Consider the following 25,560-nt stretch of genomic DNA (forward strand, 5'->3'; position numbering starts at 1 on the left):
CGCTCACACCACCCATGCCGGATCCCGCTTCTCCAGGAAGGCCGTCATCCCCTCCCGGGCCTGGTCGGAGGCGAACAGGCGGGCCGAGAGCGCGGTCAGGGCGGCCGCGTCCCGGTCGAATGTTTCCAGCACCCTAGCCGTGAGCAGCCGTTTCGTCTCCGCCAGGGCCTCGGGCGCGGAGCGGCGCAGCCCGTCCAGGGCGGGTGCGAGGGCCTCGTCCACGTCCGCGGCGGCGGCCGTGAGCAGCCCGGTGCGCACGGCCTCCTCGGGTCCGAAGCGCTCCCCGGTGAGGTAATAGCGGGCCAGGGCGCGCGGATCGGTGCGCGGCAGCAGCGGCAGCGAGATCACCGCGGGGGCCACCCCGATGCGCACCTCGGTGAAGGCGAAGGTGGCCGCAGAACCGGCGAAGGCCAGGTCGCAGGCGGCGAGCAGGCCGAGGCCGCCCGCGCGGACATGCCCGGTGACCCGGGCGAGGACCGGCTTGGGCAGCTCGACGAGCCGGCGCAGCAGGGCGACCAGCGCGTCGGGATGCGGCGGTTCACGCAGGTCCGCGCCGGCGGAGAAGGTGGTGCCGGTGTGGGTGAGGACGACGGCCCGTACGTCCGGGTCCTCGCCGCACTCGGCCAGCGCGTCCGCGAGGGCGGCGACGAGGCGCGCGGACAGCGCGTTGCGGGTGCCGGTGGCGTCCAGGCTGAGGGTCTCGACGCCACGGGTGCGCGAGCGTCCGATGATCGTGGTCATATCCGCTCCCTGAGCTCGCGCCGCAGGATCTTCCCGGAGGCGGCGCGCGGCACGCTGTCGGTGAAGGTGACCTTGCGGACGCGCTTGTACGGTGCGACGCGCTCCGCGACATGGAGCAGCACGTCGTTCTCGGTGGGTTCGCCGCCCCCAAAGCGGCGGACGACGAAGGCGTGCGGCACCTCGTTGCCGTCCTCGTCGTACTCGCCGACGACGGCCGCGTCGGCGATGCCGGGGTGGGTGAGCAGCAGGGCCTCCAGTTCGGCGGGTGCCACCTGGAAGCCCTTGTACTTGATGAGTTCCTTCACCCGGTCCACCACGAACAGCCAGCCGTCGCCGTCCACTTGGCCGACGTCCCCGGTGTGCAGCCAGCCGTCCGCGTCGATCAGCGCGGCGGTGGCCTCGGCCCGGCCGAGGTAGCCCTTCATCACCTGGGGCCCCCGGATCAGGATCTCCCCCCGCTCCCCCGGACCGAGGTCACGAGCGGGGTCGGCCAGGTCCACGATCCGCATCTCGGTGCCCGCGATCAGCTTGCCGACGGTCCCGGCGGGCGCTTCGTGCAGCCGGTCGAGCGGGACGACATGGCTGCCCGGGGACAGTTCGGTCATGCCGTAGGCCTGGCCGATCGGGGGCAGCCCGAGGCGGTCTGCGCAGGCGCGGGCCAGAGCGGCGTCCAGCGGGGCGGCGGCGCACAGGACGTACTGGAGGCTGGAGAGGTCGTAGCGGGTGACCGCGGGGTGCTTGGCGAGGGCGAGGACGATCGGCGGGGCGACGTAGAGGCCGGTGATGCGGTGCTTCTCGATCGCGGCGAGGAAGGTCTCCAGGTCGAAGCGGGGCAGCACGACGACCGTGCTGCCGAGGCGCAGGGGCGCGTTCATGAGCGCGGTCAGGCCGTAGATGTGGAAGAACGGCAGGACGGCGAGGATGCGCTCACCGGGCCCGGTGGGTGCGGCCGACTGCAACTGGGCGAGGTTCGTGCCGATCTGGCGGTGGGTGAGCATCACCCCCTTGGGCACGCCGGTGGTGCCGGAGGAGTACGGCAGCACCGCGACGTCCTCCGCCACGTCGAACGCCGGCTCCGGTTCGGGGGCCGCCGTGCCGAGCAGGTCGATCAGCGAGCGGTGCCCGGGTGCGCTGTCGCACACGAAGATCTCCCGTACGCCGCCCGCGAGTTCGGCGGCGCGGCGGGCGGTGGCCAGCAGCGGGGAGACGGTGACGAGCCAGCGGGCCCCGCTGTCCCGCAGCTGCTTGGCCAACTCCTCGGCCGTGGCGAGCGGATGGGCGGTGGTGACGGTGGCGCCCGCGCGGGTGGCGGCGTAGAAGGCGGTCGGGAAGGCGATGGTGTTGGGGCTGTGCAGGGCGAGGACATCGCCCTTGCGCACGCCCGCCTCGGCGAAGGCGGCGGCGAGCCGCCGGTGGAACCGGTCCACCTGCTCGTACGTGAGCGTGGTCCCGTCCGTGCCGTCGACCAGCGCGGGCCGCTCGCCGAATTCGGCCGCGTGGCCCAGCACGGCGTCATGGACGGGGAGTTCGACGGGCGGGACACTTGCGTACTCGCTGCGGAACACGGTTCCTCCAAGCGGCTGCGGCTCAGTACGACTTGGGCAGGCCCAGGCTCTGGTGGGAGACGTAGTTGAGAATCATCTCCCGGCTCACCGGCGCGATACGAGCCACCCGCGCAGCCGTGATGAGCGAGGCGAGCCCGTACTCGCGGGTGAGGCCGTTGCCGCCGAGGGTGTGCACGGCCTGGTCGACGGCCTTCACGCATGCTTCTCCGGCCGCGTACTTGGCCATGTTGGCGGCCTCGCCCGCGCCGATGTCGTCGCCCGCGTCGTAGAGACGGGCCGCCTTCTGCATCATCAGCCGGGCCAGTTCCAGGTCGATGTGCGCCTGCGCCAGGGGGTGCGCGATCGCCTGGTGGGCGCCGATGGGCGTCTTCCAGACGGTGCGGTCGCGGGCGTACTCGATGGCCCGGCCGAGCGCGTACCGGCCCATCCCGATGGCGAACGCGGCGGTCATGACGCGCTCCGGGTTGAGCCCCGCGAACAGCTGGAGCAGCCCCGCGTCCTCGTCGCCGACGAGCGCGTCCGCGGGCAGCCGTACATCGTCCAGGACCAGCTCGAACTGCTTCTCCGCGGCCTTGAGTTCCATGTCGATCGGGCGCTTCTGGAAGCCGGGCGCGTCGGTCGGCACGATGAACAGGCAGGGCTTGAGGCGGCCGGTGCGGGCGTCCTCGGTGCGGCCGACGATCAGTACCGCGTCGGCCATGTCCACCCCGGAGATGAACACCTTGCGGCCGGTGAGCAGCCAGTCGGCGCCGTCGCGGCGGGCGGTGGTGGTGATGCGGTGGCTGTTGGAACCGGCGTCGGGTTCGGTGATGCCGAACGCCATCAGCCTGGTGCCGTCGGCGAGACCGGGGAGCCAGTCGCGTTTCTGCGCTTCGGTGCCGAAGCGGGCGATCACGGTGCCGCAGATGGCGGGGGACACGACGAGCATGAGGAGGGGGGACCCGGCGGTGCCCAACTCTTCGAGGACGATGGACAGTTCGGTGATCCCGCCGCCGCCACCGCCGTATGCCTCCGGCAGGTTGACGCCGAGATAGCCCAGCTTCCCGGCCTCCGACCAGAGTTCGGTGAGGGGTTTGCCCTCGGCGAGGGTGCGGGTGAGGTAGTCGCGGCCGTAGCGGTTGCCGAGGGCGGACACGGCGGAGCGGAGTGCCTTGTGCTCTTCGGATTCGATGAGGGTGGTCATGCGATTCCTCCGGGTGCGGGTTGTATGTGGTTACTCGCGCGGTTCCCCGCGCCCCTGGGGTCGGTCGGTCTCGACCACCGCCAGGAGCGCGCCCATCTCCACTTGCTGTCCCGGGGCCACCGGGAGGGCGGTCAGCGTGCCGGCGGCCGGGGCGGTGATGCGGTGCTGCATCTTCATCGCTTCCAGCCACACGATCGGATCCCCGGCCTGTACGACGTCCCCGGCCCGTAGCCCGTCGGCGACCTTGACGACCGTGCCCGGCATGGGCGCGACCAAGGAGCCCGGCGCCAACTGGGCGTCCGGAGCCGGGAATCGCGGCAGCGCGACCAGCCGCCCGGCGTTCACGTACACCTCGTCGCCGTACCGCGTCACCTCGAACGTCCGCCGTACGCCGTCCACTTCGAGTACGACCGTGCCCGGATCCGCGCGTACGACCCGTACCCCGTCCGCCGCCAGGCCCGCGCGGGTGTGCCGGTAGCGGACCTCGGTCTCCTCCCCCGCCGCCTCGTACCGCTTGACCTGGTCCTGGGACGGCACATTGCGCCAGCCGCCGAAGCGGGAGCGGCCGTGGGCGTCGGCGAGGGCCGCGGCGAGAGGCGCGAGGGGGTCGGGGGCGGGGGCCGTGAGGGCGGCCAGGTGGCGGTCGTAGAAGCCGGTGTCCATCCGGCCGGAGGTGAACTCCGCGTGGCGCAGGGAGCGGACGAGCAGCTCGCGGTTGGTGGCGGGGCCGTGGATCACCGCCGCTTCCAGGGCGCCCGCGAGCCGCCGGACCGCCTCCGCGCGGGTCGGGGCATGGGCGACGGCCTTGGCGAGCATCGGGTCGTAGTGGACGCCGATGGGGTCGCCGTCGCCGTAGCCGGTGTCCAGGCGGACGCCGGGCGGGACGGCGAGCCGGTGCAGGGTGCCGGTCTGCGGGGCCCAGTCGCGGGCGGGGTCCTCGGCGTACAGGCGGGCCTCGATCGCGTGGCCGCGCGGCCGCGGCGGGTCCTTCTCCAGGGCGTGGCCCTCGGCGACCCGGATCTGCTCGGCGACGAGGTCCAGCCCGAACACCGCCTCGGTCACCGGGTGTTCGACCTGGAGGCGGGTGTTCATCTCCAGGAAGTGCGCGCGGCCCTCGGCGACCAGGAACTCGACGGTGCCCGCGCCGACGTAGGAGACGGCGCGCGCGGCCCGTTCCGCCAGCGTCCGCAGCTCCCGCACGAGCCGCTCGGGCAGGCCGGGTGCCGGGGCCTCCTCGATCACCTTCTGGTGGCGGCGCTGGAGGGAGCAGTCGCGGGTGCCGAGCGGCCAGACGGTGCCGTGGGTGTCGGCGAGGATCTGCACCTCGATATGGCGGCCGTTCTCGATGTACGGCTCCATGAACACCTCGCCGTCCCCGAAGGCGCTCGCGGCCTCGGCGCGCGCCCCTTCCAGGGCGTCCCGGAGCTCGTCCAGACGGCGCACGATCCGCATCCCGCGCCCCCCGCCGCCCGCCGCCGCCTTCACCAGCACCGGCAGGTCCCCCTGGGTGACCTCCCCCAGGGGCTCCAGGCCCATCAGCCGCTTGGCGCGCGTCTTGGAGGCCATGGCCTCGATGGCCTCGGGGGGCGGCCCGATCCAGGTCAGACCGGCGTCCAGGACCGCGCGGGCGAAGTCCGGGTTCTCGGAGAGGAAGCCGTAACCGGGGTGCACGGCATCCGCGCCGGCCGCGAGGGCGGCCTTCACGATCAGGTCGCCGCGCAGATAGGTGTCGGCGGGCGCCGCGCCCGGCAGCCGTACCGCCGCATCCGCCCGGCGGGTGTGCAGGGCGTGCTCATCGGCGTCCGAGTACACGGCGACCGTGCGGATGCCCAGGTCGGAGCAGGTGCGGAAGATACGGCAGGCGATCTCACCGCGATTGGCGACCAGCAGTGTCTGGATCATGGACCTCACATCCGGAAGACGCCGAAGCCGCCGCGCGCGCCCTCGTAGGGGGCGGTGTGGATCGCGGAGAGGCACAGGCCGAGGACGGTACGGGTGTCGCGCGGGTCGATGACGCCGTCGTCGTAGAGCCGCCCGGACAGGAACATCGGCAGCGACTCGGACTCGATCTGCTGCTCCACCATGGCGCGCAGGGCGGCGTCCGCGTCCTCGTCGTACGGCTGCCCCTTCGCCGCCGCCGACTGCCGCGCGACGATCGACAGCACACCGGCGAGCTGCTGCGGGCCCATGACGGCGGACTTGGCGCTGGGCCAGGCGAACAGGAAGCGGGGGTCGTAGGCGCGGCCGCACATCCCGTAGTGGCCGGCCCCGTAGGAGGCGCCCATGAGGACGGAGAGGTGCGGTACCCGGGAGTTGGACACCGCGTTGATCATCATCGCGCCGTGCTTGATGATCCCGCCCTGCTCGTACTCCCGACCGACCATGTAGCCGGTGGTGTTGTGCAGGAAGAGCAGCGGGATGTCGCGCTGGTTGGCGAGCTGGATGAACTGGGCCGCCTTCTGCGACTCCGCGCTGAACAGCACCCCCTGGGCGTTGGCGAGGATGCCGACGGGGTAGCCGTGCAGCGCGGCCCAGCCGGTCACCAGGCTGGTGCCGTACAGCGGCTTGAACTCGTCGAAGTCGGAGCCGTCCACGATCCGGGCGACGACCTCGCGCGGATCGAAGGGGATCTTGAGGTCGCCGGGGACGATGCCCAGCAGTTCCTCCGGGTCGTACTTGGGGGGCTCGGCCGGGCCCGGATCGGCATGCGCCTTGCGGTGGTTGAGGCGCGCGACGACCCGGCGTGCCTGCCGCAGGGCGTCCCGCTCGTCCACGGCGAAGTAGTCGGCGAGCCCGGAGACGCGGGCGTGCATCTCGGCGCCGCCCAGGGACTCGTCGTCGCTCTCCTCACCGGTGGCCATCTTCACCAGCGGCGGCCCGCCGAGGAACACCTTGGCCCGATCCTTGACCATGATCACGTGGTCGGACATGCCGGGGATGTAGGCGCCGCCCGCCGTGGAGTTGCCGAAGACGACGGCCACGGTCGGTATCCCGGCGGCCGAAAGCCGGGTGAGGTCACGGAAGATGGCGCCGCCGGGGATGAAGATCTCTTTCTGCGAGGGCAGATCGGCGCCGCCCGACTCCACCAGGCTGACGCAGGGCAGCCGGTTGGCAAGCGCGATGTCATTGGCGCGCAGGGCCTTCTTCAGGCTCCAGGGGTTGCTGGCGCCGCCGCGCACGGTCGGGTCGTTGGCGGTGATCAGGCACTCCACGCCCTCGATCACGCCGATCCCGGTGACGAGGGAGGCGCCGACGGTGTACTCGCTGCCCCAGGCGGCGAGCGGGGACAGCTCCAGGAACGGGGTGTCCGCATCGAGCAGCAGCTCGATGCGTTCCCGGGCGAGCAACTTGCCGCGCTCGCGGTGCCGTTGGACGTATTTCTCGCCGCCGCCCGCGAGCGCCTTGGCGTGTTCGTCCGCCAGCTCGGCGAGTTTGCCGAGCATGGCCTCGCGATGGGCCGTGTGGTCGGGGTGGTGGGTGTCAAGGGCCGTGTCGAGGACGGTCACAGCAGGGCCTCCGGGATGTCCAGGTGGCGGGAGCGCAGCCATTCGCCGAGGGCCTTGGCCTGCGGGTCGAAGCGGTGCCGGGAGGCGACACCGGCGCCGAGGATGCCGGTGACGACGAAGTTCAGGGCGCGCAGCCCGGGGAGGAGGTGGCGGGTGACGGGCAGGTCGCGGCTCTCGGGGATCAGCTCCCGGAACCGGTCCACCGTCAGCTCGTGCGCGAGCCACCGCCATGCCTCGTCGGTGCGGGCCCACACCCCCACATTGGCGTTCCCGCCCTTGTCCCCGCTGCGGGCACCGGCGACGAGGCCGAGGGGGGCACGGCGGGTGGCGGCGTGCTCCAGGGGCGCGGGGAGTCCGACGGGGGGCGCCGCCGCGAGGGGGCGGGTCTCGGGGGGCGGGGGGACCCTTACGGGCCGCCCGTCGGGGAGGACGGCCGTGTGGGGCACCTCCCCCTGGGGCACGTACGTGTCCTCGAAGATCCCGTAGGGGTCGCCCCTTCCGGGTGGGGCGAGCACATGGAATCCGGGGTAGCTGGCGAGCGCCAGCTCGATGGCGGCCCCGCTGAGCGCCCGCCCGACGACCTTCTGGTCCGGATCCCGTACGACGAGACGCAGCAGGGCGCTCGCGGTCTCCTCGGTGCCGGCGTCGGGCCGGTCGGTGCGCACGAGTTCCCAACGGACCTCGGCGGGCGGGGACTTGGTCATCTCCGCCGTCAGCTGGTCCTTGACGAGGTCCGCCTTGGCCTCGATGCCGAGCCCGGTGAGCACGAAGACGACCTCGTTGCGAAAGCCCCCGAGCCGGTTGCGCCCGACCTTGAGGGTCGGCGGCGGCGCTTCCCCCCGCACCCCGTCGATCCGCACCCGGTCCGGGCCGTCCTGACGCAGCCGGACACTGTCCAGGCGGGCGGTGACATCGGGTCCGGCGTACCGGGCGCCCCCCGTCTCGTACAGCAGCTGAGCGGTGACCGTGCCGACGTCCACGAAGCCGCCGGTGCCGGGGTGCTTGGTGATGACGCTGCTGCCGTCGGCGTGGATCTCGGCGAGCGGAAAGCCGGGCCGTCGTACGTCGCCCTCCTGGAAGAACGCGTAGTTCCCGCCGGTGGCCTGGGTCCCGCACTCCAGCACGTGCCCGGCGACGACGGCCCCGGCCAGCTTGTCGAACTCCCCGGGCTCCCAGCCGAAATGGGCGGCGGCGGGTCCGGTGACGAGGGCCGCGTCGGTCACCCGCCCGGTGACGACGATGTCCGCGCCCGCCCGCAGGCACGCGGCGATGCCGAAGCCGCCGAGGTAGGCGTGGGCGGCGAGGGCGCCGGGGTGGGCGGAAGTCAGGTCGTCGCCCTCGACATGGGCGACACACAGGGGGATGCCGAGCCGGTCCGCCAACTCGCGTATGTGCGTGGCGAGTCCGGCGGGGTTGAGACCGCCCGCGTTGGTGACGATCCGCACCCCGCGCTCCCGGACCAGCCCGAGGGCGTCCTCCAGTTGGCGCAGGAAGGTGCGGGCGTATCCGGCGCCGGGGTCCTTCAGCCGGTCGCGGGCGAGGATCAGCATGGTGAGTTCGGCGAGGTAGTCGCCGGTCAGGACGTCGAGTTCACCGCCGGTGAGCATCTCGCGCAGGGCGTCGAAGCGGTCGCCGTAGAAGCCGGAGAAGTTGCCTATCCGCAGGGGGTTCACCGGCCGGACCCCGCCGCCGGTCCGGCCGTCTCCGTCGCCGCCTCGGCCGCCGCCTCCTCCGCCGTCGACTCCGCCGCCTTCTCCGCCGTCTCCTCCGCCGTCTTCGGCTGCCGGCCGCTTCCCGGGGGGCCCGCGAAGACCTGGGCGATGTCCAGCCAGTGGTCCGCGTCCGGACCCACGGCGGTCAGGGCGAGGTCGTCGCGGTGGGCGCGCTGGGTGACGAGGAGGCAGAAGTCCAGCGCCGGGCCGGTGACGCGCTGCGGGGCGTCGTCGGGGCCGTAGCCCCATACGGCACCGCTCGGCGCCGTGAGCCGGACACGGAACTCCTCGGCGGGCGGGGTGAGTCCGTGCACCGAGTACGCGAAGTCCCTTGTCCGCACGCCGAGTCGGACGATGTGCGCGAGACGGTCGGTGGAGGCGCGGGTGGCGCCGAGCGCGTCGGCGATGTCCAGGCTGTGCGCCCAGGTCTCCATGAGGCGGGCGGTGGCCATCGAGGCGACGGCCATGGGCGGCCCGAACCAGGGGAAACGGGCGCCGGGTCCGGCCGCGCGCAGGGCCAGGTCGAGGGCGTCGCGCCCGGACCGCCACTGCGCGAGGAGTTCCGCGGGCGGCAGCCCGGCGCTCTCCTCCGCGCCCTCGTCCACGAAGGAGTCGTAGCGGGCGAGGGCCTTCTCGACCAGCGCGCCGAACGCGTCCGCGTCGGTGACGGCGGCCAGCGCCGCGCGGTCGGTCCAGGCGAGGTGGGCGATCTGGTGGGCGACGGACCAGCCGGGCGCGGGAGTGGCGAGCGCCCACTGCTCGGACGTCAACCGGGCGACGAGCCGGTCCAGTTCTTCGCTCTCGGCACGCAGGTCGTCGATGACGGGCGTCGGGTCGGCCATGAGGGGAGCATGGCAGCGGGCATGGAAACAATCAAGCGTGCTTGCATGATTTATTCAGCCGAACTCGGCCGCCGTCGCCCGGGTCGGCGGCGGGCCTTTTCGGGGGCGAAACCTGGGGCGAACCCGGGTTCACCCCAGGAGTGCGGCGAGCGTCTTGGTGAAGGAGTTCGCCGAGTACTCGGCGTGCGCGCGGATCCGCTCGGCCACGGCGGCCGCTCCCCCGCCCTCCACCAGCCGGACGATCCGCTCGGCCCGCCGCTCGTGCCCCTCGGGGCTGTCGGCGACGGTGGGGAGGTAGAAGTCGGCCGCGTCGTACGCCATGTGCAGGACGTGCTTCTTCACATCGCTGAGCGTCAGATAGTCGCGGTCGGTCGTCGGCACCGGCTCGGGCGCGCCGACGCAGACCACCGGGGTACCTGCGCCCCAGGCGTTGACGCACAGGTGGTAGGTATCGGTGATGACGAGACGGTAGCGGGGCAGGACACCGAGCAGGTCGCCGACCGTGGGGTCGCCGGGGCGGGTGGGGAGGTTCCCGACCTTTGGCGGGACGGCACCGTCGAACCAGGGGATCCACTCCAGGGGCGCGTCCAGCCGCTCCGCGAGCCCCTGACAGAACCCGGGGAGCCAGTCGGGGATCTTCGTGCGGGCGCCCAGGAACACCCCGATCGCACCGCCGTCCGGGAAGTCCTGGGACCAGGGCGTGACCGGGAGGCCCTCCAGGTCGCCGGGGCGGTTCAGCAGGGCCGCGTCGGAGCCGAAGTGGTCGGTCGGGCGGTCCCCGCGCAGATGCCCGAGCTTGGCCGCCGACAGCGGATCACGCACCCAGACCCGGTGGCTCCGCGTCATCAGCCGCGTGAACAGGGGGCCGTACTCCTTGTCCTCGTAGTCCGACTGCGTGTTGTGCAGGATCGTGCCGCCGTAGCTGAGGGTGCGGTCGAGCAGTTCGTCCGGCTGGTCGGCGAGCAGCAGCGTCCGGTTGAGCAGGGAGCGGGCGGCGCCCCGGTTCTTCACCAGCCCGTAGTCGAGGAGCCGGTTGGCGGCGTCCTGGGCGAGGTAGTGCCGGGCGTGCAGGAAGTCGCCCCAGAAGACGACCGCGTCATGCTCGCGCAGGGTGTCGACCTCGTCGATCAACGACCGGAACCGGAAGGGCAGTTCCGCGCCTCGCACGCCCTCCCGCAGCCCCCGCAACGGCACGGTCTGCGGCAGATGCAGCGTGTACCAGCTCGCCTCGACCCCGTCCCCCATCCGCCGCCGCATCGCCTCGAAGGCCAGGTCGACGGTCAGCATCCCGGTATTGCGGTAGCCGATGTTGGGCGCGGTGATGACGGCGACACGTGCCATGCGTTCCTGTTCCCCTGCCTGTTGCCGACGCCCCCGAGGACGCCGTGGACCCCTCCCCGCCAACGTACACATCACCACCGCCACCGGACCGGTCCACCCCCGCCCATCCGGCCAACCCGCCACCGGGAAATCCGGGCGCAGGACGGGGGGGGCCGCGCGCTGGAGCTGGGGGTGGGGGTGGGGGCCGGGCGGATCGCGCTGCCCCTGGCCGGGCGCGGGGTGCGGGTGCACGGGGTCGATCTGTCGCGGGCCATGGTGCGGCGGCCGCCCGCCAAGCCGGGCGGGGCGGGGCGGCGGTCCCGGTGACCATCGGGGACTTCGCCGCGACCAGGGTGCCGGGCGCCTTCGACCTCGCCTGTCCGGTCTTCGACACGATCATGAACCTCACCTCGCAGCACGCCCAGGTCGACTGCTTCCGCACCGCCGCCGCCCATCTGGAACCGGGCGGCTGCTTCGTCGTGGAGGTCGGTCAGCTCGCACCGTGTGGAGGTCGCGGACGGGCACCTGTCGCGCGATCCCCTTCCGCTGCGCCTGGCCGGCCGAACCGGACCTCATGGCCCGGCTCGCCGGAATGCGGCTGCGGAAGCGGTGGAGCGACGGGGAACGGTCGGCGGTCACCGGCGAGAGCCGACAGCATGCGCCGGTGGGGGAGAAGACCGGCGCGTGGTGAGCACCGGGCGCATGGCCCTCGGTGGCCCTACGCGTCCAGGACCGGTGCCTTGGACCGGCCCACCTGGGTGCGCACCGCGCCGATGCTCGCGGCGATGACCAGGGCGATCGCGGCGATCTCCGGGGCGGAGAGGGCCTGGCCGAGGATGAGGAAGCCGGCGGTGGCGGCGAGGGCCGGGTCCAGGCTCATCAGGATGGCGAAGGTGGCGGCGGGCAGATTGCGCAGGGCCAGCAGTTCGAGGGTGTAGGGCAGCACCGAGGAGAGCACGGCCACCGCCGCGCCGAGGCCGAGCGTGGTCGGGTTGAGCAGGCGGTCGCCGGAGGAGGCGATGCCGAGTGGCAGGACCAGCAGCGCCGCGACCGTCATGGCCAGCGCCAGCCCGTCCGCCTGCGGGAAGCGCCGCCCGGTGCGCGCGCTGAAGACTATGTACGCCGCCCACATCACGCCCGCGCCCAGCGCGAAGCCCACCCCCACGGGGTCCACCCCGCTGAAGCCCCCGCCGCCGAGCAGGAACACACCGCCCAGGGCGAGCGCCGCCCACACGACATTGACCAGGCGGCGGGAGGACACGACCGAGAGCGCGAGCGGGCCGAGCACTTCGAGGGTGACGGCGGGGCCGAGCGGGATACGGGCCACGGCCTCGTAGAACAGGCTGTTCATACCGCCCAGCGCGATGCCGAAGGCGATCACCGTGCCCCAGTCGGCGCGCGAGTGGCCGCGCAGCCGGGGCCGGCAGAACAGCAGCAGGACCACGGCCGCCGCGACGAGCCTGAGCGTCACCACGCCCAGCGCGCCCGCCCTCGGCATCAGCGTCACCGCGAGCGCCCCGCCGAACTGCACCGACACCCCGCCGGCCAGCACCAGCCCCACCGGCCCGAACGAGCCGAGACGGCCCGGAGTGCCCGGGGAACCGGGTGTCGTCGCGGACGTCCCGGAAGTGGCGCTGGGGGTGTTGACGGTGCTCACGGCGGTCCCGGTGCTCGACTCAGATCATGTACAGCTCCCTGTACTACCCGGTCCAGGGTAGTAGACCTCGTCAGGAGTGTGAACCTCTTATGACACTGTCCTGGATGCTGAGATCCCCCCTCCCGCATAACGGCCGCCCGGCCGCCGCCGCCCCTCAGCGGCGCGCCATATAGACGTCGAACGCCTTGTGCAGCAGGCGGTTCAGCGGGAAGTCCCACTCGCCCACGTACTCCACCGCCCCGCCGCCCGCGCCCACCTTGAAGCGGAGCAGGCCGAGGAGGTGGTTGGACTCCTCCAGGGTGTCGGTGATGCCCCGGAAGTCGTAGACATGGGCGCCCAGCTCATGGGCGTCGCACATCATCCGCCACTGCATCGCGTTGTTGGGCTGCACCTCCCGCCTGCGGCTGGTGGAGGCGCCGTACGAGTACCAGACATGGCCGCCGACGATCAGCATGGTGGCCGCGGCGAGCACCTCGCCGTCGTGCTGCGCGAGGTAGAGCCGCATCCGGTCGGGGTGCTCGGCGGTGAGCGCCGTCCACATCCGCTGGAAGTACGACAGCGGGCGCGGGATGAAACGGTCCCGCTCCGCCGTCTCCGCGTACAGCTCGTAGAAGGCCGGCAGATCCTCATGGTCCCCCCGTACGACCTTCACCCCCGCCTTGTCGGCCTTCTTGATGTTGCGCCGCCACTGCTGGTTGAGCCCGCGCTGGATGTCCTCCAGGGACCGCCCGGCATACGGCACCTGGCAGACGTACCGGGGCTGCCCTGCGGCGAAGCCGTCCTCGCCGCCGGGCTCGGTCTGCCGCCAGCCCATCCGGCGCAGCCGGTCGACGAGGGCGAGCGCCCCCGGCTCCTCGGAGGTGGGCGGCGCGTCCCGCAGCCGGTGCGCGTCCGGGTCGGCGATGGCGGCCTTGACCGCGTCCGGGCTCCACCGCCGCACCACCACGGGCGGGCCCATCTTCACCGAGAAGGCGCCCAGCCCCTTGAGGTGGGCGAGCATCGGGTCCAGCCAGCGCTCCAGGTCGGGCGCCGCCCAGTCGATGACCGGGCCCTCCGGCAGATACGCCAGATACCGCTTCACCTTGGGCAGCGGCCGCAGCAGCACCAGCCCCACTCCGACGAGCCGTCCGTCCGCCTCGAACCACCCCAGGCTCTCCGCCCGCCAGTCCGGCTTCACATCCCCCCAGGACGGCAACTGGAGATGGCTGGCCGAGGAGCGGTCCGCCACGAAGGCGAGGTGTTCGGCCCGGGTGACCGGACGGACGGTGAGGCTCATACGCGTTTCTCCTTCATGACTCGCTGATCACCTCACCCTAGGGAAGCCGCCGTCCACCGGCGGGCCGTCATCTCCCCTCCCCCGCGGTCGTGTCCCGCTCCACCGCGGTCGCGTCCCGCTCCGGCGCGCCAGTGTCCCGCTCCAGCGCCTCGGCCAGCACCTCCGCCAGATGCCGGCCCTTCACCCCGGCCAGTTGCTCCAGCTGGGTGCGGCAGGAGTAGCCGTCGGCCAGGACCACGCTGTCCGGGGCCGCCTCCCGTATCGAGGGCAGCAGCTGGTCCTCCGCGCAGGCCCGGGAGACCTCGAAGTGGCCCTTCTCGAAGCCGAAGTCACCGGCCAGGCCGCAGCAGCCGCCGGAGAGTTCCCCGGTGAGGCCGGCCGACTCGCGCAGCCGGCGGTCCGGGGCGTCGCCGAGCACCGCGTGCTGATGGCAGTGGGTCTGACCGGCGACCGGGCGGTCCACGACGGGCGGGACCCACTGCGGGGCGTGCCGCTCCAGGGCCTCGGCGAAGGTCAGGACGGCGGCGGCGAGCCGGGCCGCGCGCGGGTCGTCGTGCAAAAGCTCCGGCAGGTCGGTGCGCAGGGCGGCCGCGCAGCTCGGTTCCAGCACGACGACCGGGGCGCCCGCGCGCAGCACCGGCTCCAGCAGATCGAGGGTGCGGCGCAGCACCGCCCGGGCGCGGTCCAGCTGGCCGGTGGAGACGTAGGTCAGCCCGCAGCAGACACGGGCGTGGCGGGACGGGAGGAGGGCGGGGGCCGGGCTCTTTGCGCCGGACCGCGCGAGGAGGCTCCGGCGGGGCAGCCGGGTCGGTGGGAGGGTCACGCGCAGCCCGGCGGCCTCCAGGACGCGGACCGCCGCGCGGCCGGCCGACGGGGACAGATGCTCGGTGAAGGTGTCCGGCCAGAGGACGACCAGGTCCCCGGCGCCCACTCCCGGGGTCGGCGCGGGCTTTCGGCGCCGCCACCAGCCGGTGAAGGTTCGCGGGGCGAGCCGGGGAAGCCGCCGCTCGGGCGCGATCCCGGCGAGGCGCTTCGCGGCGGCTGCCAGGGGCGGGACGGCGGCGAGCGCGTTGAGGAGAGGAGCCGTACGGGTGCGGGCGATCAGGCGCAGCCATTCGGGGAGGCGGCCCATGCTGTGGTGGGCGGCGGGGCGGCACCGGTCCTTGTAGTGGTGGTGCAGGAACTCGGCCTTGTAGGTGGCCATGTCGACGCCGACCGGGCAGTCCGTGCGACAGCCCTTGCAGGCGAGGCAGAGATCGAGGGCGTCGCGGACCTCGGTGGAGCGCCAGCCGTCGGTGATCAGCTCCCCCGCCAGCATCTCGTGCAGCAGCCGGGCCCGGCCCCGGGTGGAGTGCTCCTCCTCGCCGGTCGCCCGGAACGACGGGCACATCACGGCGGGCCCCGCGCCCGTGGTCGTACGGCACTTGGCGACGCCGACGCAGCGGCGGACGGCCGCGCGGAAGTCGCCGCCGTCGGCCGGGTAGCCGAAGGCCACGTCCACGGGCTTCGCCGGGAGCACGGAGAAGCGGAGGTTGCCGTCCAGCGGGGCGGGGCGGACCAGCATGCCGGGGTTGAGCAGGTCGTCCGGGTCCCAGAGGGACTTGGCGCGCTCGAACAGCCGGACCGTCTCGGCGCCGTACATCCGTGGCAGCAGTTCGGCGCGGGCCTGGCCGTCGCCGTGTTCGCCGGACAGCGAGCCGCCGTGGGCCACCACCAGGTCGGCCAGTTCCTCCGAGAAGCTCCGGAAGCGGCCGATACCGGGCTCGGTGAGCAGGTCGAAGTCGATGCGGACATGGATGCAGCCGTCGCCGAAATGGCCGTACGGAGTGCCGCGCAGGGCGTGCGAGGAGAGCAGGGCGCGGAAGTCGCGCAGGTAGGCGCCGAGCCGGGCGGGGGGCACCGCGCAGTCCTCCCAGCCGGGCCAGGCCTCGGAGCCGTCCGGCATCCGGGTCGCCGTGCCGCTCGCGTCCTCGCGGATGCGCCACAGGGTCCGCTGGGCGGCGGGCTCGGTCACCACGAGGGCGTCCACGACATCGGCGGCCCGGACGATCTCCTCCGCACGGGCGCGGGCCGCCGCCTCCGACGCCCCGCCCGTCTCCACGAACAGCCAGGCGCCGCCCCTGGGCAGCCCGGCCCCCGGGGGCACCAGGTCGGCGGCCATGCCCTCCACCGTCAGCGGGCGGTGCGGCAGAAGGCCGGCGGCGGCCTCGGCGGCGGCGCTCTCATCGCCGTACCCCAGCACCGCGAGGGCGCGGGCGGGCGGGGCCTCGACCAGGCGCACGACCGCCTCGGTGAGGATGCCGAGGGTGCCCTCGGAGCCGCAGAAGGAGCGGGCCACGTCGGCGCCCTTCTCCGGCAGCAGCGCGTCCAGCGCGTACCCGGAGATGCGGCGGGGCAGGTCAGGGAAGCCGGTGCGCAGCCGGGCCGACTCGCCCTCCGCCAGCTCCCGCAGCCCCTCGGGTGCGCCGGCCCACCCCGGCCCGAGCCGCAGCCGCCGGCCGCGCGCGGTGAGCACCTCCAGCTCCGCGATGTTGTCGGCGGTCGTGCCCCAGGCCACCGAGTGGGAGCCGCAGGAGTTGTTGCCGATCATTCCGCCGAGGGTGCAGCGGCTGTGCGTGGACGGATCGGGGCCGAAGCGCAGGCCGTGCGGGGCGGCGGCGCGCTGGAGGCCGTCGAGGACCAGGCCGGGCTGTACGACGGCCGTGCGGGTGCCGGGGTCCAGCTCCACCAGGCGGTCCATGTGGCGGGTGAAGTCCAGTACGACCCCTGTGCCGGTGGCCTGCCCGGCGATCGACGTACCCCCGCCGCGGGCGACCACCGGCACCCCGCGCGTCCGGCACACCTCCAGGGCCGCCGCCACGTCCTCGGCGTCCCGTGGGGCGACCACCGCCGCGGGGACGCGCCGGTAGTTGGAGGCGTCCATGGTCATGAGCGCACGGGCGGTGGCGTCGAAGCGGACCTCGCCGCGGAGGCGGGCGCGCAGCTCCGCTTCGAGAACCGAGAGGCCCGAGAGGGTCGACAGAGCCGACAGAGCCGAGGAATCCGTCATGCGTTCAGGATGCATCCGATCACCGACCGTCATCGAAAGTTATCCACAGCCCCGCCTCGATCGTCGTACAAACCCACTCGTGATCGTCGTACGACATGACAAGTCTGGGTCCTGACGTTCTTGTCTCATCCGACGGACACGGTTCCGTCCCGTTTCGCCCACCCGATACCCTCCGAGTCGTGGCCGACATCCAGATTCCCACTGACATCAAGCCCGCCGACGGACGTTTCGGCGCGGGCCCCTCCAAGGTGCGGACCGAGGCGCTCGACGCGCTCGCCGCCACCGGAAGCTCCCTGCTCGGTACCTCCCACCGCCAGGCGCCCGTCAAGAACCTGGTCGGTAAGGTCCGCGAGGGGATCTCCGAGCTGTTCTCCCTCCCCGAGGGCTACGAGGTCGTTCTCGGCAACGGCGGCTCCACCGCGTTCTGGGACATCGCCACCCACGGTTTGATCGAGAACAAGTCCCAGCACCTCAACTTCGGTGAGTTCTCCTCCAAGTTCGCCAAGGCCGCCAAGCTCGCGCCGTGGCTGGCCGAGCCGACGGTGATCGCGACCGACCCGGGCACCCATCCCCAGGCGCGGGCCGAGGCGGGCGTCGACGTGTACGCCTTCACCCACAACGAGACGTCCACGGGTGTCGCCATGCCCATCCAGCGGGTGGCCGGCGCCGACGAGGGTTCCCTCGTCGTGGTGGACGCGACCTCCGGCGCGGGCGGCCTGCCGGTCGACATCGCCGAGACCGACGTCTACTACTTCGCCCCGCAGAAGTCCTTCGCCTCCGACGGCGGCCTGTGGATCGGCGTCTTCTCCCCCGCCGCGATCGAGCGCGCGGAGCGGATCCACGCGTCCGGCCGGCACATCCCGGAGTTCTTCTCGCTGCCCACGGCGATCGACAACTCCCGCAAGAACCAGACGTACAACACCCCCGCGCTCGCCACGCTCTTCCTGCTCAACCAGCAGCTGGAGTGGCTCAACGGCCAGGGCGGCCTGGACTTCGCGGTCCGCCGCACCGCCACCTCGGCGCGCACGCTGTACAACTGGGCCGAGGACGTCAAGTTCGCCAGCCCCTTCGTCACCGACCCGGCGAAGCGCTCCGCGGTCATCGGCACCATCGACTTCTCCGACGACATCGACGCCGCCGCCATCGCCAAGGTCCTGCGCGCCAACGGCATCGTCGACACCGAGCCCTACCGCAAGCTCGGCCGCAACCAGCTGCGTGTCGCCATGTTCCCGGCGATCGACCCGGCCGATGTCGAGGCGCTGACCAAGTGCATCGACTACGTCATCGAGAAGCTCTGACGTCTCGGTACGACAGTGAGGGGCGCCCGGCGACCGTGCCGGGCGCCCTTCGTCGTCGTACGTTCCGGTGAGGTGTCGCAGGTTCCGGTGAGGTGTCGTACGTTCCGGTGAGGTGGGTGAAGACCCGCGGAGCCTCCCGCAGGGCCGGGCTCAGGCGGCGGCCGTGCGTTCGAACGGCCGGTCGATGATCGCGGCGCCGAGGCAGCCGAGCGCGATCACGCAGAAGGCGGTACGGACGGCGTGGGCGATCTGCCAGCGGTCCCGGACACCCGCCCAGTCGGCCGGGGGCGCCTGCGCGTTCCAGTCGAACTGGTCCAGGTTGATGGGCGCGTTGACCACGAACGTGACCACCAGGGACAGCACCAGAAGTACGAGCGCCGCGGCGGCGGGCCGCAGCGCCGGGCTGTCGGCCCTGCGCGCGAGGAACACCAGCACCACCACGGCGATGAACGTGGGCACGAAGACGACGCCGATGAACCACGGGAAGTAGTCGTGCTCCGCCTGCCGCACCTGGATGTAGGCCGACGCGCCCAGCCGGCGCAGGGCCAGTTCGAGCACGAACGTGGTCAGCGCGCCCCCGGTGAGCACACCGCCGCCCAGCATGCAGACATAGCGCGTGATCTTGACAAGTAAGGCGTTCGTCACCGCGCACGCTCCCGTCGGGCTCCGGACATCACGTCCCCGGGATACCCCGCCGCGGGCCGAGCCGGGCAAGGTGGTGATCGTTTCGCCTCGTTCTTAGCCTCATTGGCGGTGCGCACCCTGCCGACCGGTTCCGGTTCCGGTTCCGGTTCCGGTTCCGGTGCCGGTGCCGGTGCCGGCCGGTTCCGGTGCCGCCCTCGTCGTCGTACGTCAATCGCACTGGATCCCCGTGGTGTCCAACAGCAGGCCCCTGCGCGAGTCCTGGGCCTGGGCGAGGATCGCCTCGCCGCGCCGTTCCACGGCCAGATACCAGACCCCCGGCGCCAGCTCCGCGACGATCCGCCCGCTGCCGTCCTCGCTCCACAGCGGACGCGGCACCGGGACGGCGAACCAGAACGGCTGGGACGGCCGCTCGGGTCCGGGCGCGACCCCCAGCTCGTCCAGAGCGCTCCAGGTCCCCGACGCGCCCTCCCGACCGGCGCCCACCGCCCCCATCGGGGTTTCGCCCAAGGCCCTCGGCGGACCCGGCGCGCCCTCCGTCGGATGCACGCCGATCTCCAGGTCACCCGTGTCGAGCAGCAGTCCCTGGGAACCGTCGCCGCACACCACCAGCAGGGCATCGCCACGCCACGCGACCCCCAAGTACCAGACCCCCGGCATCAGATGGGAAAACGGATCCGGCCGGCCGTCCTCGCCGAACAGCGGCCGCCGCACCGGGACGGCGAACCAGAACGGCGGGGAGCCGCTGTCGGGAACTGCCGCTATCGCCCTGGTGAGGCGCCCCAGGGTTTCGAGCCGCTCGAACCGTTCCTCGACCGCACGGCGCAGTTCCTCCGACTCCTGACGCAGCCGCGCCTCCCGCACCTCCATCGCCGCGAGCCGCTCGGTGGCCTCCTGAAGCCGACGGGCCGCCGCGTCCGAGCCCTCCGCGCCTTCCGGGCTCCGGGCGAACCGGTTCCGGGCGATCGCGATCAGACCCCCGGTGTTGCGGCTGCGCTGCTGGGGCAGCGGGCGGGACCTGGCCGCGAGGCGTTGATACACATGGCGATACAACGTGCCCATGTCGACCGGGTCGGGCCCCTCCGCGATGCCCTCCCGCAACACCCCGATCAGCTCGCCCGTGAACGCGGTGTACGTCTCCCCCGGCGGCGAGAGCGCGGGGCGGGTCTCGGCCGAGGCGGTGAGCAGACAGGTGCCCTCGACCACCGCCTGATCGGCGATGTGCGTGCTGGCACTCATCCGGCCGAGCAGGGCACGCCCGCTGTAGCAGCAGTCGAGGATCACGACCGTGCGCCGGGCACGCGCGCCGAGATCCACGACCGCACGGCGCAGATATTCGTACCGCAGCGCGGTGTACTCGCGCTCGGGATCGGAACCCGTCAGCGCGAGGTACAGCTCATCGGTGTGCGGGTCGGTCAGCCCGTGCCCGGCGTAGTACACGAGCAGGGTGTCCTCGGCGAGCCGGCCCTTCTCCCGTACGACATCGAGGACCTGGTCGGCTCTCGACGGCTGCTCGATCACCGTGCAGGAGTCCCCGGCCAGCCCCCAGATGGTGGGCTCGGTCAGCGCCTCGCGCAGCCCGCGCAGATTGGCGGCGACCGCCGGCAGGCCCTCCAGTACGGCGTATTCGTGCACGCCGACCAGCACGGCTTGCGAACGGGCCGGATCGGACAGGGCGACCACGGCTAGACGTCGTCCGCGTCCGTGCCGGGCTCCAGGGGGTCGGGGGTGTCGTTGTCGTGGAAGAGGGCGAGAACCCGCGCGACCTCCTCCGGCGACGCGTCCTGGACCGTGACGACGACGCCGTTCCGTTCCAGGGTGAGCCGCGGCGGCCGCGGCCGGGAGGAGCGCCAGCCCGCCAGGGCGACGAGCAGCGAGCCGAGGGCGATGGAGTTGCTCACCACCACATTGACGATGTCCAGGCCCCCGCTCCCCATGCCGCCGGGTGTGGCTGCCCCGGAGGGCGGGGCGATGAGGACCTCGCCCCGTAGCTCCGGATCGGACGCGAGCCAGCGCCGGAGGGACGCCTCCAGCATGGCGGAGGACGCCGACTCCTCCCCTATGGCGATGCCGAACTCCATGCGCGCCCCAGCCCCCTCTGCCCTTGGCCGCCCGGTGCGGGTCCACCGTCGGTTCATCCTAGAAGCCGAAGCTGACAGTGCCGCCACCGTTCCGGACGACATCAGCAGAACGGAAGGACGCCCGGCGCAGTACCTGCCGTGGGAGCGCGTCGGCGGGGAGGTGCCGATGTCAATGGGGCCCGGTCGCGCCCCGCGGTCTTGAGCAGCGCCGGGACGAGGGCGGGAAAGCAGATACGCAGCAACTCTTCCGTGGCGTCATCCGGCTCCTTCGGCAGATCCTCAGTCGCGGATGCTCCGGCGGACGCGGGCGATCACCTGCTGGGCCTCGGCACCGTAGACGGCCGATTCCGCGAAGGTGTCCCAGACGCGGCGATAGAGGGCAATCGTTTCGGCGTCGTCCAGCCAGAGTTCGGCGTGCCAGTCCTCGACCACGACGAGGCGTTCGTCCAGCATCGTGAAGGAATTGCCCAGGGACAGGCGCAGCGGAGCGTCCAACGGCAGGATGCCCATGCACACCGTGTCCATACCGACCACACCGAGCAAACGATCCAGTTGGGCCACCAGTACCTCCGGTGGGCAGATCCGGGCCGACAGCACGCTCTCGTGCATGAGCAGGTTCAACTTCTTGCCCGGCCGGTAAAGCCACTCCTGCCGCTTCATGCGGGCTCGCACCGCGTCTTCGGTATCCCGGGGGGCGTTCTGGAGTGCGGCGTGCCGCTCGAAGACGTACCGGGCATAGTCGGCAGTCTGGAGCATGCCGCTGATGGCGGCGTTACTGATGGCGTGCATGGTGCGGGAGTTGGAGACGAGAATGTTCCAAGTGTCCTGGACCGGACCATGGCCAGCCGCGAGCTGGCGCCGCCAGGAACGGATGTGGCTCTCGAACCCCTTGAGACGAGCGCGTAGTTCGGCAAAGGCAGCCGGCTGACCGGTCGCACGCGCCCAGGCCGACAGGTCCTCGTCCGTGGGTGTCTGGCGGCCGTTCTCCAGCTTGCTGACCTTCGATTGCTGCCAACCGAGCCGTTGTGCGAGCTGGACACCGGTGAGCCGACCGTCAGGGCACTCGACGCGTAGCTCGCGGAGCCTGCGGCCGAGCTCCTCGCGTGCCCTCTGATAATCCGTGCCCACCGGTACCCGTTCGTGTCCTTACGCGTCTTCGCGCATCTCCGTCGTGAACTTCTGCCACGGTACGGCGTGATGCCACGCGGCGTCGCGCACCATGCAGCAGCGCACCACTTCGGCGGGCTCGGTGATCAGGTCCACGTGTGTGAGCTGGTCGGCGTCATCGAACCGCAGGAGCGCAATGAGGCGGCTGTCGAACAGCCAGAAGTCCTCGGCGGGAAGGCGGAGTCGGTCGGCGTCGATGCGCCAGAGGTTGCGGATGTCCTCACCTGTGGCGATGTTCCAGCGCGCACCGTCGAGGAGGTAGCGCTGCCCGACGGTCGGAGGCTGGTCCACGATGCGCACCCGCTCGACACGCTTCCCCTGCTCGGTCTGGGCGCGGACCATGTCGCGGAACCCCTTGGCCGGCGAACCGTCTGGCCAGTCCTCGACGACACTCCCGGTCTCGATGAAGTCGTCCCAGCGGTCGCTGGCCTCGTCGCTCGCGTACCGCCGACGCGTCTCCAACCGCCAAGCGGTGTGCTCGAACTTCGCGAACAGACCATTGAACTCGCCCAGTCCGATGGTCCGCACCTGCCGCGTGCGTTCCTTGGGCGCCCAGTCCATCAGCAGCTCACGCGGGACCGCCACTGCGACCTCACCCTCGGAAAGGTGCTGAAGCTGCGCGATGTCTTCGGAGTCGGTGAGCGGAGGGCCGTGCACGATCACCTCCCCGCTGTCCAAGTCCTCGTGCACGGACGGACATCCGGTTACGTCACTTCCGGTCCCGTTGAACCGCAACCTGCGTGCCATATACGACCCGCCCCTTGCCCGTTGACGATGTTGGCGACCACAGCATCTCGACTCCGCTACGTGAATGTCCATGCATCCAGAGTCACCACACGGGAATAATCGAGAATATTCACCCCGCGCCCCGCTCCCCCTTCCCTACGGTCGTCCCGGACCAACCACCAGCCCCGACCGGGCCGAACGGGAAGGCACATTCATGCTGAACGGAAGCGACCTCTACGCGCTCGACATCACCTCCGCCTCCTTCGTCCAGGCCTGCGGCGGCCCCTGCAGCGAGGGGTGCGTCGCCCTTGCCCGCATCGGCGCGGACGCCTGGGCGCTCGGGGACAGCAAGCGGCCCGATCTGACCCCGCTGCGGTTCACCACGGAGGAGCTGAGCATCGCCGGGATCGACCCGGCGCGGTTCGGGCTCGCCAACTGACCGTCCCGGCAGTCACCTTCGGCCCTGGCGGCATGTCGCACCCCGCCAGGGCCACCGAGCCCCACGAACAGGACCCTCCGTGCACCACCACGGCTACCTGTGGACCGGCCCCAAAGCACGCTTCGATCAGGAGGCGTTACGGCGTCCTCCGCATCCCGAGCCGCCCCCGCCCGGCAGTCGGCCCGAGCTGATCGCGCGGTACCGCGAGGTGACCGCCGAGTTCCCGGCCTCGGATCTGCCCCCGCTGGAGACCGCATACTGGCTGCTCAAGCCGGGCTCACTGGTACGCGGCACCTGGCACTCCGCGCAGGAGGCGGCAGCCTGGACGCGGCAACGACTGGACGAGTTCGCGGGGCGGTTCGCCGGTGAAACGTGGAGCGGCCGGAGGGCGCCGGACGCGCTCGTCGCCTCCGCGGCCGAGCGGCTCGGCACAGGTGGCGATGTGTCGCTCGGCTTCTATCTCGAACGACCCGCCTTCCTGTCCGTCGCCCTCGTCACCTGCTCACCGAACCGAGCGCGACCCGAACTCCCCTGTCCGCTCAGCGAGTCGGCGTCAGCCCTTGCGGCGCCGCAGTCGCCCCAACCCGAACAACCCCACCACCACAGCCACCAGCGCCACCGCCCCCCAGGTGACGTGCGACCCGCCGGTCATCGAGTTGTCCGATGAGCCGTTTCCGGGGGTCGGGGAGGGTTTCGGGCTGTCGGGGGCGTCCTTGGCGACGACCTCGCTGCCGGCGCCCTCGCTGCTGTAGAGGAGTTTCGTGCCGTCGGCCGAGTAGGTGATGCCCTCGCCCTGGCCTTGGAGGGGGACGTCGAGCATCTCGGTGCGTTTGGGGTGGCCGTCGTTCCAGGAGTAGTAGATGCCGCCGAGGTAGCCGCGGACGGCGAGGTGCTCGCCGTCGGGGGAGAAGGTGGCGTCCGTGGCCCAGAGGTCGATGGGGGCGATCGGCTTGAAGATGTTGGCGCCGCTGGTGGAGAGGGTCGCGGGGCCCTCGTAGAGGTGGCCGCCGTCTTCCTTCTTGTCGATGATGTACACCCGGCCGGTCTTGGGATGGACCAGCAGCGACTCCGCGTTGCGGGGGCCGTTCGTGTACTTCACCACGTACTGGGTGGCCGTGATCGTCTGGTCCTTCAGGACCTTCGGCTCCGGGAGGCGGTAGATCCACACATAGGGCCAGCGGCCGTCGTAGTTGTCGCCGATGTCGCCGACATAGATCTCGTTGTGCGGCCCGATCGAGATCGCCTCGACGTCGCGCGGGGCGCCGATGCCCCGCAGCGTCACCCGGGCCACCGTCTTCCCGGTCGCGCCGTCCACGGCGTAGATGTACGGGCCGTCGCCGCTGTCGTTGTGCGTCCAGTAGATGCCGGGGTGGAGATGGGACGCGGCCAGGCCACTGGACTCGGTGATCCGGGGATCACTGATCGTGAAGCCCTTGTCCCCGGCGCTCACGGTGCTTCCAGTGCCCTCCGCGGCGGAGGCGGGCAGGGTGCAGGCGCCGGCGAGCAGGACGGCGGCAAGGACGGCGAACGGTCGGCGCATCCCCCAAGCCTGCCATTCCCGCCGGGGGTTCACCCCCCTGGCCACCGCGCCGGCACCTCCACGTGGCGGGCCTCACACCCCACCCGCCGCGGTGATCGTCCATGATGATCGGATGCTCAGGTTCATGCCCGTGGGCGACTCCATGACGATCGGGAGCGCGGGCGAACACACATGGCGTCACCGGCTGTGGCAGCTCCTTCGCGGTACGTACGACCCCGCCGTCACCCTCGTCGGCCCGCGCGAGGCGCTGTACGACCAGCAGGCCGGCGCCCCGACATCCCTGGCCTACGCCGACCCCGACCCCGACTTCCCCCGCGCGCATCTCGCGGGCTGGGGCGAGGGCTGGCTGCACATGGCCCCGCTGATCGGTGACGCGATACGCGACTGCCGGCCGGACGTCCTGCTCGTCTCCCTCGGCCTGATCGACCTGGGCTTCTACACCAACGCCGAGCAGACCGCCGAGAACGTCCGCGCCTTCATCGCCGCGGCGCGCGCCGCCGACCCGTGCGTCCGCATGGTGCTGCTGCCGGTGATCCCGAACGTCCGCGCCGAGTCCGACGCCCCCTTCGCCGACCAGGTCGCACTCTTCAACGTCCTCCTCGCCAAGGCGGTCGCCGACCTGGACGAGCCCCGGTCGCCGATCCTGCTGGCATCGCCGCCGCAGCCGTACGACATCCACGTCGACACGTACGACGGCACCCACCCCAACGCGAGCGGCGAGCACCGGATCGCGGAGGCGTTCGCGGGGGCGATGCGGGAGGCATGGGGAATCGGACGGGCGTGCGCGGCTAGAACAGTCTGAGCAGGTTGGCTGGA

At 72.1% G+C, this 25,560-nt stretch carries 21 protein-coding genes and 1 pseudogene; 5 read left to right on the plus strand and 17 right to left on the minus strand.

Translation table 11 applies throughout. The annotated features are described in order from the left end of the window. Positions 1-3: 3 nt before the first annotated feature. From AB0N90_RS27220 to AB0N90_RS27255, 8 genes are all read right to left on the minus strand, one after another. A complete protein-coding gene (locus AB0N90_RS27220) occupies positions 4-741 on the minus strand; it encodes an enoyl-CoA hydratase family protein (RefSeq protein WP_365201001.1) in 738 nt (245 codons plus the stop codon). Continuing rightward, positions 738-2,306, minus strand: coding sequence for a 4-coumarate--CoA ligase family protein (locus AB0N90_RS27225; RefSeq protein ID WP_365201004.1), 1,569 nt, complete (start codon positions 2,304-2,306; stop codon positions 738-740). Before AB0N90_RS27225 ends, AB0N90_RS27220 begins: the two co-directional genes overlap by 4 nt. Positions 2,307-2,328: 22 nt before the next feature. Beyond that, positions 2,329-3,489 (minus strand): acyl-CoA dehydrogenase family protein, encoded by a 1,161-nt coding sequence (locus AB0N90_RS27230; RefSeq protein WP_365201006.1) that lies wholly within the window; start codon positions 3,487-3,489, stop codon positions 2,329-2,331. A 30-nt stretch (positions 3,490-3,519) separates the two neighbouring features. Further along, on the minus strand, positions 3,520-5,391 hold the full coding sequence (locus AB0N90_RS27235; RefSeq protein ID WP_365201009.1) for a biotin carboxylase N-terminal domain-containing protein: 1,872 nt from the start codon (positions 5,389-5,391) through the stop codon (positions 3,520-3,522). A gap of 5 nt (positions 5,392-5,396) precedes the next feature. After that, positions 5,397-6,995 carry a carboxyl transferase domain-containing protein gene (locus AB0N90_RS27240; protein WP_365201012.1) on the minus strand — a complete coding sequence of 533 codons (1,599 nt, stop codon included), beginning with the start codon at positions 6,993-6,995 and terminating at the stop codon, positions 5,397-5,399. Next, positions 6,992-8,668, minus strand: coding sequence for an acyclic terpene utilization AtuA family protein (locus AB0N90_RS27245; RefSeq protein ID WP_365201014.1), 1,677 nt, complete (start codon positions 8,666-8,668; stop codon positions 6,992-6,994). The genes AB0N90_RS27240 and AB0N90_RS27245 overlap by 4 nt, the downstream gene beginning before the upstream one ends. Next, a complete protein-coding gene (locus tag AB0N90_RS27250) occupies positions 8,665-9,549 on the minus strand; it encodes a TIGR03084 family metal-binding protein (protein WP_365201016.1) in 885 nt (294 codons plus the stop codon). Before AB0N90_RS27250 ends, AB0N90_RS27245 begins: the two co-directional genes overlap by 4 nt. A gap of 129 nt (positions 9,550-9,678) precedes the next feature. After that, the gene (locus tag AB0N90_RS27255; protein ID WP_365201019.1) at positions 9,679-10,890 is read right to left on the minus strand and encodes a polysaccharide pyruvyl transferase family protein; all 1,212 of its coding nucleotides are present in this window, start codon (positions 10,888-10,890) and stop codon (positions 9,679-9,681) included. A gap of 171 nt (positions 10,891-11,061) precedes the next feature. On the opposite strand from AB0N90_RS27255, the gene AB0N90_RS27260 reads away from it, so the two are divergent. Beyond that, on the plus strand, positions 11,062-11,196 hold the full coding sequence (locus AB0N90_RS27260; RefSeq protein ID WP_365201022.1) for a class I SAM-dependent methyltransferase: 135 nt from the start codon (positions 11,062-11,064) through the stop codon (positions 11,194-11,196). A gap of 391 nt (positions 11,197-11,587) precedes the next feature. Here the strand turns inward: AB0N90_RS27260 and AB0N90_RS27265 are convergent, their stop codons facing one another. The 3 genes from AB0N90_RS27265 to AB0N90_RS27275 form a co-directional block, all read right to left on the minus strand. Next, positions 11,588-12,526, minus strand: coding sequence for an EamA family transporter (locus tag AB0N90_RS27265; RefSeq protein WP_365201024.1), 939 nt, complete (start codon positions 12,524-12,526; stop codon positions 11,588-11,590). Positions 12,527-12,680: 154 nt separating this feature from the next. Next, positions 12,681-13,802, minus strand: coding sequence for a peptidoglycan bridge formation glycyltransferase FemA/FemB family protein (locus tag AB0N90_RS27270; protein ID WP_365201027.1), 1,122 nt, complete (start codon positions 13,800-13,802; stop codon positions 12,681-12,683). Positions 13,803-13,869: 67 nt separating this feature from the next. Next, on the minus strand, positions 13,870-16,851 hold the full coding sequence (locus AB0N90_RS27275; protein WP_365201029.1) for an FAD-binding and (Fe-S)-binding domain-containing protein: 2,982 nt from the start codon (positions 16,849-16,851) through the stop codon (positions 13,870-13,872). Between the two features lie 179 nt (positions 16,852-17,030). Here AB0N90_RS27275 and serC point away from each other — a divergent pair, with 179 nt between their 5' ends. After that, positions 17,031-18,149 carry a phosphoserine transaminase gene (gene serC / locus AB0N90_RS27280; protein WP_361674317.1) on the plus strand — a complete coding sequence of 373 codons (1,119 nt, stop codon included), beginning with the start codon at positions 17,031-17,033 and terminating at the stop codon, positions 18,147-18,149. Positions 18,150-18,299: 150 nt separating this feature from the next. Here the strand turns inward: serC and AB0N90_RS27285 are convergent, their stop codons facing one another. From AB0N90_RS27285 to AB0N90_RS27305, 5 genes are all read right to left on the minus strand, one after another. Beyond that, positions 18,300-18,794: an anthrone oxygenase family protein gene (locus AB0N90_RS27285; RefSeq protein ID WP_361674319.1), complete on the minus strand. Its 495-nt coding sequence runs from the start codon at positions 18,792-18,794 to the stop codon at positions 18,300-18,302. 207 nt (positions 18,795-19,001) lie between these two features. Continuing rightward, positions 19,002-20,474 carry a caspase family protein gene (locus AB0N90_RS27290; protein WP_365201032.1) on the minus strand — a complete coding sequence of 491 codons (1,473 nt, stop codon included), beginning with the start codon at positions 20,472-20,474 and terminating at the stop codon, positions 19,002-19,004. Positions 20,475-20,476: 2 nt separating this feature from the next. Continuing rightward, positions 20,477-20,872: a hypothetical protein gene (locus AB0N90_RS27295; protein WP_361674323.1), complete on the minus strand. Its 396-nt coding sequence runs from the start codon at positions 20,870-20,872 to the stop codon at positions 20,477-20,479. Positions 20,873-21,151: 279 nt separating this feature from the next. Next, on the minus strand, positions 21,152-22,000 hold the full coding sequence (locus tag AB0N90_RS27300; protein ID WP_365201035.1) for a helix-turn-helix transcriptional regulator: 849 nt from the start codon (positions 21,998-22,000) through the stop codon (positions 21,152-21,154). 18 nt (positions 22,001-22,018) lie between these two features. After that, positions 22,019-22,786 (minus strand): DUF6879 family protein, encoded by a 768-nt coding sequence (locus AB0N90_RS27305; protein ID WP_365201038.1) that lies wholly within the window; start codon positions 22,784-22,786, stop codon positions 22,019-22,021. A 193-nt stretch (positions 22,787-22,979) separates the two neighbouring features. Between AB0N90_RS27305 and AB0N90_RS27310 the strand changes: the two genes are divergently transcribed. Next, the gene (locus AB0N90_RS27310) at positions 22,980-23,204 is read left to right on the plus strand and encodes a DUF397 domain-containing protein (RefSeq protein ID WP_365201040.1); all 225 of its coding nucleotides are present in this window, start codon (positions 22,980-22,982) and stop codon (positions 23,202-23,204) included. Positions 23,205-23,283: 79 nt separating this feature from the next. Beyond that, a pseudogene (locus tag AB0N90_RS27315) lies at positions 23,284-23,748 on the plus strand (hypothetical protein); the annotation flags it as partial. Positions 23,749-23,757: 9 nt separating this feature from the next. Here the strand turns inward: AB0N90_RS27315 and AB0N90_RS27320 are convergent. Further along, positions 23,758-24,744: a WD40 repeat domain-containing protein gene (locus AB0N90_RS27320; RefSeq protein ID WP_365201042.1), complete on the minus strand. Its 987-nt coding sequence runs from the start codon at positions 24,742-24,744 to the stop codon at positions 23,758-23,760. A gap of 112 nt (positions 24,745-24,856) precedes the next feature. On the opposite strand from AB0N90_RS27320, the gene AB0N90_RS27325 reads away from it, so the two are divergent. Continuing rightward, positions 24,857-25,546 carry a GDSL-type esterase/lipase family protein gene (locus AB0N90_RS27325; protein ID WP_365201045.1) on the plus strand — a complete coding sequence of 230 codons (690 nt, stop codon included), beginning with the start codon at positions 24,857-24,859 and terminating at the stop codon, positions 25,544-25,546. Positions 25,547-25,560 lie beyond the last annotated feature (14 nt).

This window comes from Streptomyces sp. NPDC093018, assembly GCF_040684035.1.
In the GTDB taxonomy this organism is placed as follows: domain Bacteria; phylum Actinomycetota; class Actinomycetes; order Streptomycetales; family Streptomycetaceae; genus Streptomyces; species Streptomyces murinus.

Excerpts from the sequence above, each read along its gene's own strand:
- AB0N90_RS27295 (WP_361674323.1), bottom strand. The coding sequence starts at position 20,872 with ATGGAGTTCGGCATCGCCATAGGGGAGGAGTCGGCGTCCTCCGCCATG.
- AB0N90_RS27235 (WP_365201009.1), bottom strand. The coding sequence starts at position 5,391 with ATGATCCAGACACTGCTGGTCGCCAATCGCGGTGAGATCGCCTGCCGT.
- AB0N90_RS27310 (WP_365201040.1), top strand. The coding sequence starts at position 22,980 with ATGCTGAACGGAAGCGACCTCTACGCGCTCGACATCACCTCCGCCTCC.
- AB0N90_RS27325 (WP_365201045.1), top strand. The coding sequence starts at position 24,857 with ATGCTCAGGTTCATGCCCGTGGGCGACTCCATGACGATCGGGAGCGCG.
- AB0N90_RS27320 (WP_365201042.1), bottom strand. The coding sequence starts at position 24,744 with ATGCGCCGACCGTTCGCCGTCCTTGCCGCCGTCCTGCTCGCCGGCGCC.
- AB0N90_RS27270 (WP_365201027.1), bottom strand. The coding sequence starts at position 13,802 with ATGAGCCTCACCGTCCGTCCGGTCACCCGGGCCGAACACCTCGCCTTC.
- AB0N90_RS27275 (WP_365201029.1), bottom strand. The coding sequence starts at position 16,851 with ATGACGGATTCCTCGGCTCTGTCGGCTCTGTCGACCCTCTCGGGCCTC.
- AB0N90_RS27220 (WP_365201001.1), bottom strand. The coding sequence starts at position 741 with ATGACCACGATCATCGGACGCTCGCGCACCCGTGGCGTCGAGACCCTC.
- AB0N90_RS27250 (WP_365201016.1), bottom strand. The coding sequence starts at position 9,549 with ATGGCCGACCCGACGCCCGTCATCGACGACCTGCGTGCCGAGAGCGAA.
- AB0N90_RS27305 (WP_365201038.1), bottom strand. The coding sequence starts at position 22,786 with ATGGCACGCAGGTTGCGGTTCAACGGGACCGGAAGTGACGTAACCGGA.
- AB0N90_RS27255 (WP_365201019.1), bottom strand. The coding sequence starts at position 10,890 with ATGGCACGTGTCGCCGTCATCACCGCGCCCAACATCGGCTACCGCAAT.
- AB0N90_RS27230 (WP_365201006.1), bottom strand. The coding sequence starts at position 3,489 with ATGACCACCCTCATCGAATCCGAAGAGCACAAGGCACTCCGCTCCGCC.